Origin of the sequence: Methylomonas sp. MK1 (assembly GCF_000365425.1) — a bacterium.
Classification (GTDB): Bacteria; Pseudomonadota; Gammaproteobacteria; order Methylococcales; family Methylomonadaceae; genus Methylomonas.
The window spans coordinates 864,068-878,025 of the sequence record NZ_AQOV01000002.1 but is presented as its reverse complement, the minus strand read 5'-3'; the positions used below and the strand labels follow the sequence as shown (position 1 = coordinate 878,025).

The 13,958-nt window shown below is 51.5% G+C and carries 12 protein-coding genes and 2 pseudogenes; 9 read left to right on the top strand and 5 right to left on the bottom strand.

The window, feature by feature from the left end:
- The first annotated feature begins 420 nt into the window (after window positions 1-420).
- Window positions 421-717, top strand: a complete 297-nt coding sequence (locus G006_RS0120815) for a hypothetical protein (protein WP_020485154.1) — start codon at window positions 421-423, stop codon at window positions 715-717.
- A gap of 233 nt (window positions 718-950) precedes the next feature.
- Complete coding sequence (locus G006_RS0120810; protein WP_026147200.1) at window positions 951-1,334, top strand: hypothetical protein; 384 nt, start codon at window positions 951-953, stop codon at window positions 1,332-1,334.
- Window positions 1,335-1,366: 32 nt separating this feature from the next.
- Here G006_RS0120810 and G006_RS26115 read toward each other — a convergent pair whose 3' ends face one another.
- Window positions 1,367-1,753: a response regulator gene (locus tag G006_RS26115; RefSeq protein ID WP_020482753.1), complete on the bottom strand. Its 387-nt coding sequence runs from the start codon at window positions 1,751-1,753 to the stop codon at window positions 1,367-1,369.
- Between the two features lie 358 nt (window positions 1,754-2,111).
- Between G006_RS26115 and G006_RS0120800 the strand changes: the two genes are divergently transcribed.
- Together G006_RS0120800 and G006_RS29390 are read left to right on the top strand one after the other, a co-directional pair.
- Window positions 2,112-2,321, top strand: coding sequence for a hypothetical protein (locus G006_RS0120800; protein ID WP_020485152.1), 210 nt, complete (start codon window positions 2,112-2,114; stop codon window positions 2,319-2,321).
- Between the two features lie 874 nt (window positions 2,322-3,195).
- Window positions 3,196-3,327, top strand: coding sequence for a hypothetical protein (locus tag G006_RS29390; protein WP_020482755.1), 132 nt, complete (start codon window positions 3,196-3,198; stop codon window positions 3,325-3,327).
- A 589-nt stretch (window positions 3,328-3,916) separates the two neighbouring features.
- On the opposite strand, the gene G006_RS0120785 is transcribed toward G006_RS29390, so the two are convergent.
- Window positions 3,917-5,095, bottom strand: coding sequence for a site-specific integrase (locus G006_RS0120785; protein WP_020485150.1), 1,179 nt, complete (start codon window positions 5,093-5,095; stop codon window positions 3,917-3,919).
- A 257-nt stretch (window positions 5,096-5,352) separates the two neighbouring features.
- Here G006_RS0120785 and istA point away from each other — a divergent pair, with 257 nt between their 5' ends.
- Window positions 5,353-6,888 carry an IS21 family transposase gene (istA, locus tag G006_RS0120780; protein ID WP_020481979.1) on the top strand — a complete coding sequence of 512 codons (1,536 nt, stop codon included), beginning with the start codon at window positions 5,353-5,355 and terminating at the stop codon, window positions 6,886-6,888.
- A complete protein-coding gene (gene istB / locus G006_RS0120775; protein WP_020481978.1) occupies window positions 6,881-7,702 on the top strand; it encodes an IS21-like element helper ATPase IstB in 822 nt (273 codons plus the stop codon). The genes istA and istB overlap by 8 nt, the downstream gene beginning before the upstream one ends.
- A 135-nt stretch (window positions 7,703-7,837) precedes the next feature.
- Here istB and G006_RS26110 read toward each other — a convergent pair.
- The 3 genes and pseudogenes from G006_RS26110 to G006_RS28930 form a co-directional block, all read right to left on the bottom strand.
- A pseudogene (locus tag G006_RS26110) lies at window positions 7,838-8,716 on the bottom strand (transposase); the annotation flags it as partial.
- 243 nt (window positions 8,717-8,959) lie between these two features.
- A complete protein-coding gene (locus G006_RS29240) occupies window positions 8,960-9,262 on the bottom strand; it encodes a group II intron maturase-specific domain-containing protein (RefSeq protein ID WP_268743581.1) in 303 nt (100 codons plus the stop codon).
- Between the two features lie 84 nt (window positions 9,263-9,346).
- Window positions 9,347-10,249 (bottom strand): annotated as a pseudogene (locus tag G006_RS28930) (reverse transcriptase domain-containing protein); the annotation flags it as partial.
- Between the two features lie 947 nt (window positions 10,250-11,196).
- Between G006_RS28930 and G006_RS0120760 the strand changes: the two are divergent.
- From G006_RS0120760 to G006_RS0120750, 3 genes are read left to right on the top strand one after another with little or no spacing between them, the layout of a single operon-like run.
- A complete protein-coding gene (locus G006_RS0120760; RefSeq protein WP_020485146.1) occupies window positions 11,197-11,934 on the top strand; it encodes a GntR family transcriptional regulator in 738 nt (245 codons plus the stop codon).
- Between the two features lie 3 nt (window positions 11,935-11,937).
- On the top strand, window positions 11,938-13,680 hold the full coding sequence (locus G006_RS0120755; RefSeq protein WP_020485145.1) for a fumarate reductase/succinate dehydrogenase flavoprotein subunit: 1,743 nt from the start codon (window positions 11,938-11,940) through the stop codon (window positions 13,678-13,680).
- Complete coding sequence (locus G006_RS0120750; protein WP_020485144.1) at window positions 13,677-13,925, top strand: 4Fe-4S dicluster domain-containing protein; 249 nt, start codon at window positions 13,677-13,679, stop codon at window positions 13,923-13,925. The genes G006_RS0120755 and G006_RS0120750 overlap by 4 nt, the downstream gene beginning before the upstream one ends.
- Window positions 13,926-13,958 lie beyond the last annotated feature (33 nt).

Sequence of the window (13,958 nt, the reverse complement as noted above, 5' to 3'; positions counted from 1 at the left end):
TCGGTGCGCTGTCGCACATCGGTTCTTACTCCGAAGCATTAACGATACACATGGAAGATTTCTCATGACTTGATCTATCGGTGATTTGAGAGCATTTGATGTCTGACCCTGTGCTTATGTCGATTTCGATTCCGCGCAACTATGCAGTGTCATAAGGCATTGTTTGACATAAGATGATCAGCAGAATTTGGACGCGGTCAATTGATAGGCAACCGAATTACAACTGCCCCGTAGCCCCCCCCCCCTGCCACCAAGCTTTATGTCGACTCGGTGATTACATGATCTTATCCGGGGCGGATTGATGAGTTTTTTATTGCGGTTGGCCCGCCAACGATCTGCCGGTAACATGAGATTTTTCACAGATTATCGACAGGCAATTCAGTACTCTGTTTTCCAAAGAATACGTGTGGAGGAAGGGTTATGAACGCTGTTGCTCTTGATAGAAATGCCTTAAACGGCCTTTTTGAAAACCAAAAAAAGCTGGACGATTTGTTTGATTCTATCTTTGACGATGACAATTTTTTTATCAGTAGTGCTCCCGCGCCAGTTCAATCAGCGATTCGTTACCCTGAATCGAAAGTAGAGCATCCGCTAGAGTATGAGCGTAGCAAGGTTATCGAGTCGCTTTACACAATCAAACATCATCCTTTGTTCTTCGTGTTGCCAATTGCACTGGAATTAACTGTATTTTATTGGGTAATGACACATCTGCTGTAACTGATGCGTTTGGGCACTTTGACATCATGATGCGTCCTTACAATTAACATTTGGCAGAACCGGCACTGAACATAGGAACAATTGGCTGAGGTTTTTGTGTGACCTCTCGCGGCGGCGCCCGAGCACAAACAATCTATGACAATAGGACATTTTTCCGATTCCATTCCGCTTGGATTTTGGTCGTATGATGATGTTAGACTGACCAACTGATCGAAAATATAAACAGGATGTATATGGGCTATGTCTTAAAGTGGGGCCATATCGGAGTAGTTAAGAAATTCACTGAAAAAGTGAACGATGCCGAATTTATGGCGGCTACCGAAGACGTGCAAAATAATCCAAATTTCGGCAGCATTTTGTTTGTCATAAATGATTTTTCAGAGGTGAACGATTTCGAAGTCACACCGCCGATTATAAAGGCTTATTTTGCTAGCGTAGCAGATGCTTACCGCGTCAATGATAAGGTTAAAATTGCATTTATAACCCTGGATCGCGAACTTGAAGCACAAATCAATGCATTCGTTCACACCAGTCCCTTGCCCTATAGATCCAGAGTGTTTAAGTCAGTAAGTGAGGCACGCAATTGGTGTAAGGGGCCAAAATTCAAAAACCCTTGACTAAACAACCTGACTTAATTGGTCGGTGCCGATCAATTTAGGTTTCTGCTGATGTTAATGGCTGAGTTGATTCGGATAATCAAATCTCGTGGCGAAAAAGGTTTCGTAATGTAATCATTGACGCCGACTTCAAACGCGCGAATCCGATCATTTCTTTCCGCGCGTGCCGTTAGAAGAATAACAGGTAGCGCAGTGAATTTCGGATCGTTTTTTAAGCGCCGCGTCATTTCGATACCACTTATTCCCGGCAACATCCAATCCAGAACCAGCAAATCTACAGACATCTGTGCTAATGATTGCTGCGCCTCTTCGGCCGTTGCAACAGTGGTTACATTCATTCCGGCATTTTCCAGCACCATCAGTAGCATGTCCCTGATGGATTCCTCGTCGTCAACGACAAGAATATTTAAAGTTGGCATGATCTTTCATCGTGAAGTTATTGCAGGTAGCCCAGAGTTTCTGGCTAGAACAATACAAACAAGTTATTGGATAAGGAGGGGCGAATTGATAGGTGTTTACAAAATTATGTTTCTGCCACTAATAGTCGCAGAAGGACGTATGTTTGAACCAACGCCGCTGCGATCATGTCAAGCATACGTCTAATATGTGACGGTAATGTGACAATTCTGGCGCACATTGGCAAACAGCTGAAACCCCCAACCACTAACGATTTGTGAATACGAATAGAACCCGACAATCACCATTACGGACACTAGATCACAGATTACCGGACAATAAAGATGTAATGTCAGCGTTTAAAATCATCAGGAAACGACCATGCCCCTAAAAAAACATATGACCCTGACACAACAGATTAATCACACCTTCTTGGCGCCGAAGGGTTACGAGGGCTACCTCAATATGCAATCCCATGATGGTCAAGGGATTTACGATTCATACATTCGCCATAGCAAACACATTGCATCCGGCATCACCCAGCAAAACTTCCAAGTCAGTTTTGTCAGCAAATTCGACAGAGCCATTTGAGTGGCTCCATCCCCGGCTACCGCATTTTATAAAAGCTATTTCTTGATAGATGACATAACCGTCTAATAACTAGAATCTTTCTTAAGACAATTTTAAGAAACGCCCTATAAAGTTAAGCTCTCTCAATTCCCCTACACGGCAGTAATGGACACCACTCCCGCATACTTAGATCACCAATTCAAATCATCTAAGCACAATAAACGGCTGTACGTTGCGATAGATGGATCGATAAAGTCTTGCGTGACGGGGCCCTTGTTAGAGTTGCCCATCGACTTTAAAGAATGGCCTCAGTCGGACACCCGCAACGTCGTCTTGTTTGCCAGCAGAGCCGCCTAATATCGAAGTTTTTTGCGATCACAGGGGGGCCAGAATGTTCGTCCGTAAATGGACAATCGCAATCAGTCGACGCCGGCTTCAACGCGATGACATAGTCAATGTTCGGCGGGTATTCTCAGAATGTCCTGGTAAGAAATCCGGTGTGTTGGCGAATACTGTCAGCATATGCCATTAAATCATTAAATGCCTGAACACAATCTCGGTGATAGGGATGTCTGCTGTTATTTAGCGGATGGGTTCGGTCTTCCGTCAAATCGTTTATCACCCGCTCAATCTCCGAAAGCTCTGTCGGCTTCTTGTAGAAAAATTCGTTCATTTTTGCTGACTCATATTTTCATTTGTTTAAAGCGTTAGCTTACAAATGCCCTATGACATCAATGTGACAAAAAGCCCTCACTGATTTGTTTGTTGGATGCCCGACCATAAATAACAGCAGAAAAGCCTTCGCGATTTACACCCTAAGTGTGCCAGCGCACCGACTTTGACACAAAAAATCTCTAGGCTGGGTCAGTATCAGTCATCACTCGGAAAAATTGCCATGAGTAAGTCCCCAAAAAGCAATAAAGAAGACAAGAAAAAACCAGCGCACACTCAGAAAGAAAAGAAGGCTATTAAGAAATCTAAACAAGATTCACATAACAGCAGCGGCGGGTTATTGACGGGAAAATAATAACGGTTCCGAATTGTCATTCATGCCGAACCGGTGACTTCTGAAATTATCGTCAGTGGCGACCGCATTAGCCAACCCATTGAAATCTTACGAAACCCAATACCGACCCGGAGACTCCCGTTCGGGCAAAAAAAAGCCCCACATTTGCATGTGAGGCCTTAATTTATTTGGCTCCCCCGGACGGGCTCGAACCGCCGACCTAGTGATTAACAGAACCACTAACAGTCGATTTTTTGGCCCGCAAGTGTAAGAACCCTAACATCTTTTTTTGTTGGCGTCGCATCACACCTTGGAAACCGAACCGATTCCGAACTTTTTGCGGCGGAATTTGCCAACTTTTCAATTTTTCCAATCTAAAACAACGATTTGCGAAATTTTTCGCCGACCAAAAACCGAAGTTCGGTTCGAAAATCCCGTTGTGACGCGAGATTTCGCCGAGGGTGTCGCAGATGACACGCGACGCCACGCCAGTGGGGGTAGTCAAGCCGCCAGCCGAAACGCGCCGACTCGTGGCAATCTGGGCCAGAGGTGAGCGTCCCTGCCCACCCCCTCAGCTTGTCTCCCGAACCTTCGACCCCACCGGTGTCGCCTAAACCCCGGCCTGCATCGCACCTCGAAGAATGACTGACGCCGAGTTGGCCGCATCCTGTAACGATTTTGTCGATAAATGCGCGTAGCGCTGGGTAACGCTTGGGTCTGAATGTCCAAGGATTTGCTGCACTTCGTAAAGGGTTCTGCCGCTGTTCACCAGGAACGAAGCATACTGATGGCGAAGGTCATGTATCCGCAAATGGGGCAATCCCGCTTTCCGGCGCAATCGATCATAGACCTTGCTGATGGTGGTGTAATGTTCGCCTGTTTGCCGGTTGATGAACAAATAGTCGAAGCTGCCTTCCGTACCGACTTGGTCAAGAACATCGATGGCACTGTCGTTCAAAGGCACACTGCGCACCTTCTTGGACTTGGAATTGCTGGCCGGAATCCGCCAAACCCGATGCCGACGATCAATCTGCGACCAGGTTGCACTGAGCGCTTCATTGAGGCGAGCGCCGGTACTGAGCAGAAAATAGACAACGTTACAGATCATCCGGTTTTCGTCGTTGCGCAATACGATCAGAAATTGCTCAAGTTCGGTTTCGCTCAAGTAGTTTTCGCGGGCTTCTTCCCGAAACAACGGAATGCGCGACGCCGGGTTCGTTTCCAACAGTTCCCAGTCGATTGCCAGATTGAATGCCTGTTTCAACAATTTCACATAATGATTACACGTGCTTTCCGACAGGCCATCATTCTTTAAAGCGATGTGGAACGCCTGGATTTGTTGCCGGGTGATTTGGTTCAGACGCTGACTGCCGAAAACCGCATTCAACCGCAACCTGAACATTTCCTCGTCTTTTTTCCAGCTGCGCTTTCTGGGTTGGACATACGGCAAATAGTGACTTTCCATGAGTTCGGCGAAGGTGATGATCGCCTTTTGGGCTTTCTTCTCGGCCACGGGATTCGCACCTTGAGCAATTTCCAATTTCAGCCTACCCGCCTCCTTACGGACATTAGCCAGGGAGATTTCCTTGGTACGTCCGATTTTTTGATGGCAGGTCTTGTTGTTACCATCTTTGAATCGCAAGTAATAACCGCCCTCGCCCGGATTGGCGGCACTGACCAACACATACAAACCTTTAACGTCCGAGTCGCAGTACTCGATACGGTTTTGTCCTTCGGGGCAGATAAGTTGATTTTTGATAAATGTTTCAGTTAATTTGACGACAGGCATTACTAATCTCCTAAAGTTACAAACATAAAGTGGGATGGTGACCGGCGACCGCGAAGGTGCAGCCGCCGGCCAGGGGTGACAATTAGTATTCGTCGTTGGGGCTAAGGGGTGGTACGGACTGCTGCGACAATGAGGTCAAGAATGTTGACGCCGGTTGAAAATTGACCAAGTAAACCGGTAAATTCCGGCTGAAGATTGACCAGGGTTATTAACCTGTCCTGTCCAGAAATTAGACAGGAACCTAAAGGGTGATAACCATGATCCTATACGCCAAAATCCGGCGGATGTATTTCCGCGATAAGTTGTCCATTAATGAGATTGCCAGACGCACCAGTCTGTCTCGCAATACCGTCAAAAAATGGCTGAGAATGCCTAATGGCAGCGAACCTGCTTATCAACGTCGCTCGGTACCCACCAAGCTGACGCCTTACGAAGAGCAGCTCAAGCAAGCCCTGATAGCCGATAGCTATCGTCCCAAGCGCGACAGACGTACCGCATTGAGGTTGTTGGAAGAGTTGCGGAAAGCCGGCTATGACGGTGGCTATACGCAGTTGACCGATTACATTCGGGCGTGGCGCAAGGCCGGTACCAGCGACGCCGGCAAACACGCGTTCGTGCCGTTGAAATTCCGTTGGGGTGAGGCCTTTCAATTCGATTGGAGTGAAGAGTCCTTGGTGGTCGGCGGTATTTACCGGCGCTTACAAGTCGCTCATACCAAACTCTGCGCCAGTCGGGCTTTTTTGCTGGTGGCCTATCCCAGCCAAAGCCACGAAATGCTGTTCGATGCCCATAGCCGTGCCTTTCGGGTACTGGGTGGCGTACCGTTGCGCGGCATCTACGACAACATGAAAACGGCGGTCGATAAAGTGCAGAGCGGCAAGGAGCGCATTGTCAACGCGCGCTTTGCGGCGCTGACGGCTTATTACCTGTTTGATCCGGACTTTTGCAATGTGGCGTCCGGCTGGGAGAAAGGTATCGTCGAGAAAAATGTGCAGGATAGTCGGCGCCGTATCTGGCAGGATGCAGGGCAACAATGCTTTGGTAGCTTTGCAGAGTTGAACGTGTGGTTGGAAAGTCGCTGCCGGGCATTATGGGCTGAAATTCCTTGCCCGGATGCCAGCGGCATGACCGTGCAAGAGGCCGTGGAGATCGAGCAACCCCATCTGATGCCAATGCCCGGAATGTTTGACGGCTACATCGAGGTGGTGGCTCGCGTATCCAGCACTTGCCTGGTGACCGTGAAGCGCAATCGTTATTCGGTACTGTGTCGCTGGGCCAACCGTCGAGTCAGTGTCAGGCTGTATCCGGAAAGGCTCGATCTGTACGCCGACGATGCCCTGATTGCCAGTCATGCACGGTTGTTCGACCGCGACCAGGTCAGCTATGACTGGCAACACTATATCCCGTTGCTGGAGCGCAAGCCGGGCGCGTTACGCAACGGTGCGCCGTTTGCCGAGATGCCGTCGCCATTGTTGTCTTTGCAGCGTGCATTGCGTAAGCGCCCCGGCGGCGACCGGGTGATGGCCGAGGTGTTGGCGTGCGTACCGGTTCACGGCCTGGACGTTGTCATCGCCGCTGTCAATCGATGCCTGGAATCGGGGCATACCAGCGTTGAACAGGTACGCCATCTGTTAACTCGCCTGCCAGAAAATCATGAGCCAGAGCCAGCCACCATCACCACACCGGATGCCTTAAAGCTAAACGAGGTCCCTATTGCCGATACCGGGCGTTATGATTTGTTGAGCGAAAACCTCAGCCCCATCCGTTTAGCTGAGGAGAGCGGAGATGCTTGATATTGAAGCCGAATTGAAATCGCTCAAACTCTATGGCATGGCCGCAGGCTATGCTGAGGTCGCCAGTCAAGCCGGCACTAGCCTGCACACGTCGGAATGGCTGCTTAGGCACTTGTTACAAGCCGAGACAGAGGATCGGCATATCCGCTCCATTCGTTATCAGCTACAAACCGCGCGATTCCCCATGCATCGTGATTTAGCGGGCTTTGACTTTGAATCCGCCAACGTTGACCGCTCGCTGATCGATCAACTTGCCAGAACTCAATTCACCGATGCTGCCCATAACGTGGTTTTGGTTGGCGGTACTGGCACAGGTAAAACACATCTGGCTACAGCTCTCGGTGTCAAAGCCATTACCGATCACGGCAAGCGAGTACGATTTTACTCGACGATTGATTTGGTCACCCAGCTTGAACGAGAAAAAGCGACCGGCAATCAGGGCAAGTTGGCGTACAGACTGATGCAAGTGGACTTGGTCATTCTGGATGAACTGGGCTATCTACCGTTCTCTCAGGTCGGCGGCGCGTTGTTGTTTCACCTGCTGTCGAAACTGTACGAGCGCACCAGTGTGGTGATTACCACCAATCTAACCTTTGCCGAATGGTCCAGCGTGTTCGGCGATGCCAAGATGACCACGGCGTTGCTGGATAGGTTGACTCACCATTGTCATATCATCGAAACCGGCAATGAGTCCTACCGCTTTCGGCACAGCACCGAGCAAGCCAAGGTAAGAATACAGGCCCGGGAGCAAGCTAAGCGAGGCGGTAGTAAAAATCCATCGAATGAGGAAATGTCAGAGGAGAATAACGTCTAAATAATCCATGGAAGCGGATAATGAAACTTCCTTCCCATTATCCGTTTCCGTTACACTTATCCACGGCCGGCCATTCAAAAAACCGGCTCCATCCCCTAGTCAAATTTCAACCGGTACGGGTGATCAAATTTCTCCCGGCGCCAACAGTTCTATGTCTTTTTCATCGACTAACCATCCGAGCATGGCAGCTGATCCATAGTTGGTATCGCCCACCAAACGTTCGGGCTTCAGACCAAACGTCTCTTCTACCCGGTCAATCATGGTCCGAGTCGCCTCCACTTCGGCGGCTTTATTGACCGCTGAGGCTTCTACGTCAAGGATGATGCCGGCTTCCAAGTCGATCAAGTAATTGGTTGAATAAGCAAAGAATGCGGGGCCACCGGGTGCGGCCGTCCAGGTAGCCGCCGGATCAGTCAGTGAAAGCGTCCGGGTGGACTCTTTGGGATCATTCGTTTCTTCTAGTGCCGCGAGATATTCACGGACCGGACGTTCTGCTTGAGCGGGATCGCCCCAGTCAATGTCGTCACCATTTTCTACTCGACGTTGCCGTTGGGCATCGGCTTTGATGATGCTGGCGTCGGTGGCAAAACCCTCGCCACGCACCAGGCCTTCTGCCATACATCGTTTCAGGACCGTTTCAAACACTAGCCGAAAAGCCTGGCTTTCCCGAAAACGGCCCAGGCGATTCTTGGAAAAGGTGGAATGATCCGGTACGGGATCGTCTAAATCCAGTTTGCAAAACCAGCGATAAGCCAAGTTGACATGCACTTCTTCACACAGACGACGTTCGGAACGAATGCCGAAACAATAACCGAGGATTAGCATCCGGATCATCAGTTCGGGAGCAATCGATGGTCGGCCGATAGGACTGTAAAACTCCGCCAATTGCTGGCGAAAATCACCCAAGTCAAGAAAATGGTTAATGCCTCGCAGCAGATGCTCTTTGGGAATGTGGTTTTCGAGACTGAAACAGAAAAACAACTGCTCCTGAATCCCGGATTGTTGTCCCATCATGGCGTCACCTCATGATTGAGTGGCTGTTAGCTGTATTTTACTACTTTAGGAACCGTATATTAGGGGACTTTTTCAACAGAATCGGTAGAGTCGAGATGTGGCGCGGTAGAATTAGGTTTAGCTTGTCTGTTTCCGCCTCTTTCGTTTGACGGTGCCCAAATAGCCTTGCCTTAACCCCGTTTCCACACCCCGCTCATCGAACCGGACTGGCAGATTTCCCGCATCCGGCTCTCGGACAAGATGTCACGCTTTCGCCCACGGATCGTCACGCCCCAAGCGGCTTAAGCGTACCAAACCAAGGGTCTGATAGAGGTACGAAGATGGATAGCCTCCGCCTGCTCGCTTTCTCACCTTATACTTGTTGCGTAACCACCGACGCAACCGCGCTGCCGTGTAATTATCAAGCGCACGATAGGCACGATTGAAGGTTCCTACCCTAAAGTAGTTCGCCCAACCGCGTAGCATGCGGTTCAATTTATAGATCAGCAACGTGGTGTCATGCCACGCCATTGAATAAGCCGTCAACGCCTGAACCTTCTCGATCATGCGCCGAATACTTTTCTTGGATGGCCGGTAGCCCAGATAGGGCTTACCGTTTTGCGGTCTATATAACAGACCGAATGTGTAACCCAGAAAATCGAACACACCTTCCGGCACTTTGCAGATTTGCGTTTTCTCCTCATTGACCGTGAGCTTCAACCGCTCCATGATCTTACGCATCCATAACAAGGCTTCTTCAGCCTTGCCACGTCGACACAAGATAACAAGGTCGTCGGCGTAGGTGACGATTTGACTGCCGAGCCGCCGTTCCAGTCCAAGTTTCTTCCATGCCAATACAAACCGCCGCATGTATAAATTCGACAGTAAGGGTGATATGGGTGAACCCTACGGGATACCGCGTTGCTTATCTTTGGCCTCGGTAGTGCGTATCGTCCGCCCATGTCGGTCGGTTTCTTCTACCGCACATTCCAACCACATCGTGATGAGATGCAACACACGTCGATCTACAACACGGCGAGCTACCGATTTCATTAGCTCGGCATGTGAAATACTCCCGAAGTAATCCGCCAAGTCGGCATCAACGACGTCCAGATGACCTTTAAACATATGGCGATTGATTTCGCCCACCGCTTGCTGGGCATTACGGCCCGCTCGATAGGCATATTGCTCGTCGGGTAAATCCGCTTCGAAGATCGGCTCCAATATCAGCATCGCTGCCGTCATGCAGACCCGATCTCGTAAGGTCGATATACCCAGTGGCCTCAGTTTGCCATTCGGTTTGGGGATATAAACACGTCTGATAGGATTCGGTCGGTAATTCTCCTCTCTGAGCGCAAACGCCAGTTCAGCAAGCCATCGCTCCCGGCCATACGTTTCGACATCGGCAAAGTCCTGACGATCCACGCCCGGCGCACCTTTGTTGGCCCGGCAACAGACGTAGGCATGCGCCAAGATGTCTTCCCGGTATATCTTGTCGTACAGCGCATAGAAACGATAGTCAGCTTCAGCCTTCGCTTTTGCGTGTAACGCCATCTGTAGTTTCTGAACTCTTAACGGAGTTGATAGGTTACCCAATCTCCTGTCCTTTTCCACTTATTGCGTTGATCTTGAACTAAGGCCCCTTCCCTCCACCGGCATTACCCGGCTTCCCCGGTACTACAAGCCTCTCCGCCACCCTACAGCGCCCGGCCTGTCCCTCGCGGGCGTCCGGTTGGTCATCGCTGACCACGCCACAGGGCTTCCCGTGTTGCGCGCGCTTACCTTGTGTACATGCTGTCGCCACTACCCCGGCGCAGCGACTGGAGACACTCTTCGCTCAATTCCCCAGCCGTATCAGCCTTCCCCGAAAGGGTCGTCGGGTCGGCCTGCGCGATGTCCTTTTCGAGGCTTACTCAGCGTTCACTCATATTACGGCCTGCACACTCGCTGAATCGCCTATAGCGATCCTTTACATCGAAGGCTTCAGCCACTTCGTTACCTCCATGACTGCTCCGATTGCTTCCGGCCGGAGCGATTTAGCCGGGTGGGTCTCTCACCCACTGGTCAAGCGCCGCCTTTGCACGGCGCACACCCTTAAGAGACGTTCGACTTCAGCATGACCATCCGTCTGGTCTGTGGCCTTACTCAGCCATTCAGAACGAATTCGTGTCAAGTTCGTCATTGGCCCAAGCGGCCTCTCGATGCTCTCCCCAAAATTCACCATAGACCGCTTAATTTGGCCGGCTCGCATTAACCTTATAAGCAAAAGCTGACGATGAAATTCCGAAGCCCTCATGAACTTATGATGATATTCCAGCGCCCAAGCAACACTCGGTGCTTGTCAGTCAGCACTCCGTTGTTAAAAGACGAATAACTCGTCTCACTCCGATTTAAAAAATCCTATTAAATCATTTGGTTAAAAGATTTTGTTCGTTACGCTGGCTTCTGGCATCTTGATTGCTTTTATAAATCATAACCCGTAATGACAAGTTATGATTTGAATGTCTGTTGCTAAAACCCACATCACGCCGCCCGGCTCCTTATACGCCCGCATACGCGATGAATTGAGGACGCGCATCGTTGCTGGCGCCTATAAACCGCATGAGCGCCTGCCTTCGGAAAGCGACCTGATGAGCAGCTATGGCGTCAGCCGCATCACCGTGCGCCAGGCCTTGGGCGAGCTGGAAAAAGAGGGGATGTTGTTCAAGGTGGCTGGCAAAGGCATGTTTGTTTCCCTGCCTAAACCTTTTCAATCGCTGGCCCGCCTCCAGGGTTTTGCCGAGGCACTTTCGGAACAAGGACATGAAATCTACAACCTATTGGTCAGTATCAAAGATCTGCCAGCGGGCCCCGATGTTGCACAACGACTGGGTCTGGCGGAAGGCGCGCCGATTACTGAACTAAGGCGGGTACGCCATCTAAACCGCCAGCCGGTATCGTTGGATGTGACTTATGTGGCCGCACATCTCGGTAAGCGGCTAGCCCAGGAAAATCTCGCCACTCGCGACATCTTTCAGATTTTGGAAAACGACTATGCCATTCCCTTGGGGTATGCCGATCTCACCATCGATGCCGTGTTGGCCGATGCCGAATTGGCGGAATTGCTTCGGATACTCGACGGCGCTCCAGTGTTACGTATCGAACGTCTGACGCACACCAAGGACGGGGCGCCGCTGGATTTCGAATATCTGTATTGCCGAGCGGATAACTTTCAACTACGCGCACGAATCGAGCGATAAACCATGAATACGATAGAACACTCAGTGGATGTACTAGTCATCGGAGGCGGCACGGCCGGGCCGATGGCGGCCGTCAAAGCCAAGCAGGCCAATCCGAATCTGAAGGTGCTGCTCCTGGAAAAAGCCAACGTCAAACGTAGCGGCGCCATCTCCATGGGCATGGACGGCCTGAACAATGCCGTGGTGCCCGGTCATGCCACGCCGGAACAATACGTGCGGGAAATCACCGTCGCCAACGACGGCATCGTCAATCAGAAAACCGTGCTGGCTTACGCGCAAAACAGTTTTGCGATGATCGAGGAGCTGGACCGCTGGGGCGTGAAGTTCGAAAAGGACGAAACCGGCGATTACGCAGTGAAAAAGGTGCACCACATGGGTACTTACGTGCTGCCGATGCCGGAAGGCCATGACATTAAAAAGATTTTGTACCGGCAATTGAAGCGCAACCGCGTCGAGATCACCAATCGCCTGGTCGCCACCCGCTTGATCGTCGGTCAGGACGGTCGCATTGCCGGCGCGTTTGCGTTCGATTGCCGCACCGCAGATTTTCATGTGATCAAGGCCAAGTCCGTGGTATTGGCTACGGGCGCCGCCGGTCGTTTGGGCCTGCCGGCATCGGGTTACCTGTTCGGCACCTACGAAAACCCGACCAACGCCGGCGACGGTTACAGCATGGCCTATCACGCCGGCGCGGAACTGTCTGGCATCGAATGCTTCCAGATCAATCCGCTGATCAAGGACTACAACGGCCCGGCCTGTGCCTATGTTACCGGCCCGTTCGGCGGCTATACCGCCAACAGCAAGGGCCAGCGCTTTATCGAGTGCGATTACTGGTCCGGGCAGATGATGCAGGAGTTTTACAACGAATTGCAAAGCGGCAACGGCCCGGTGTTCCTGAAATTGGATCATCTGGCCGAGGAAACCATAGGCACCATCGAAACCATCTTGCACGGCAACGAGCGTCCCAGTCGCGGCCGTTTTCATGCCGGGCGCGGCACCAATTACCGGGAACGCATGGTGGAAATGCACATTTCCGAGATAGGCCTATGCAGCGGCCATTCGGCGTCCGGGGTCTGGGTAGACGAACACGCGGCCACCACCGTGCCGGGACTGTATGCGGCCGGCGATCTGGCCTGCGTGCCGCACAACTACATGCTCGGCGCTTTTGTTTATGGCGGCTTTGCCGGCGAATCGGCGGCGCGCCATGCCAACGATCATAGCCAGGCTGAGGTCGATGCCGCGCAACTGGACGCCGAACGGCAACGGGTGTGGGCACCCCTGCAGCGCGAATCAGGACTGCCGCCGGCCCAAGTCGAATACAAACTGCGGCGCATGGTCAATGATTATCTGCAGCCGCCGAAAGTCACCCGCAAGATGGAAATCGGTCTGGAACGCTTCAATAGCATCCGCGATGACCTGGCCGTATTGCACGCCAACAATCCCCACGAACTGATGCGAGCGATGGAAGTACACGCAATCCGCGATTGCGCGGAAATGGCAGCGCGCGCCTCGCTGTACCGCACCGAAAGCCGCTGGGGGCTTTACCACGCGCGGGTGGATTACCCGGAGCGCAACGACGCCGACTGGCTGGTGCATGTGCAATTGCACAAAAATGCCGGCGGCGAAATGGCCTGCTTCAAACGATCATTGGAACCCTATGTCATCCCGGTCGACGACCAGGAAAAAACCGCCTACCAACGTTTACGCATCAATCCCACCAACGCACCGGAGGCCGTTGCATCATGAGCAAATCCTCATTCCCCACCGCGATTCAGCGTAGCAATGTGCCGGTCACTATCGACGAGAACAAATGCATCGCCGACAAGGGCTGCACGGTCTGCGTGGAAGCCTGCCCGCTCGACGTGTTGGCGATCAATCCGCTCACCGGCAAGGCCCAGATGACCTTTGACGAATGCTGGTACTGCCTGCCGTGCGAGAAGGATTGTCCAACCGGAGCTGTGAGCGTGGAGATTCCCTATTTGCTCCGTTAGCACAAAGCAAACCCATTTAATCCTGCCGTTTCT

Excerpts from the sequence above, each read along its gene's own strand:
- G006_RS0120815 (WP_020485154.1), top strand. The coding sequence starts at position 421 with ATGAACGCTGTTGCTCTTGATAGAAATGCCTTAAACGGCCTTTTTGAA.
- G006_RS0120810 (WP_026147200.1), top strand. The coding sequence starts at position 951 with ATGGGCTATGTCTTAAAGTGGGGCCATATCGGAGTAGTTAAGAAATTC.
- G006_RS26115 (WP_020482753.1), bottom strand. The coding sequence starts at position 1,753 with ATGCCAACTTTAAATATTCTTGTCGTTGACGACGAGGAATCCATCAGG.
- G006_RS0120800 (WP_020485152.1), top strand. The coding sequence starts at position 2,112 with ATGCCCCTAAAAAAACATATGACCCTGACACAACAGATTAATCACACC.
- G006_RS29390 (WP_020482755.1), top strand. The coding sequence starts at position 3,196 with ATGAGTAAGTCCCCAAAAAGCAATAAAGAAGACAAGAAAAAACCAGCG.
- G006_RS0120785 (WP_020485150.1), bottom strand. The coding sequence starts at position 5,095 with ATGCCTGTCGTCAAATTAACTGAAACATTTATCAAAAATCAACTTATC.
- istA (WP_020481979.1), top strand. The coding sequence starts at position 5,353 with ATGATCCTATACGCCAAAATCCGGCGGATGTATTTCCGCGATAAGTTG.
- istB (WP_020481978.1), top strand. The coding sequence starts at position 6,881 with ATGCTTGATATTGAAGCCGAATTGAAATCGCTCAAACTCTATGGCATG.
- G006_RS29240 (WP_268743581.1), bottom strand. The coding sequence starts at position 9,262 with ATGATCGAGAAGGTTCAGGCGTTGACGGCTTATTCAATGGCGTGGCAT.
- G006_RS0120760 (WP_020485146.1), top strand. The coding sequence starts at position 11,197 with ATGTCTGTTGCTAAAACCCACATCACGCCGCCCGGCTCCTTATACGCC.
- G006_RS0120755 (WP_020485145.1), top strand. The coding sequence starts at position 11,938 with ATGAATACGATAGAACACTCAGTGGATGTACTAGTCATCGGAGGCGGC.
- G006_RS0120750 (WP_020485144.1), top strand. The coding sequence starts at position 13,677 with ATGAGCAAATCCTCATTCCCCACCGCGATTCAGCGTAGCAATGTGCCG.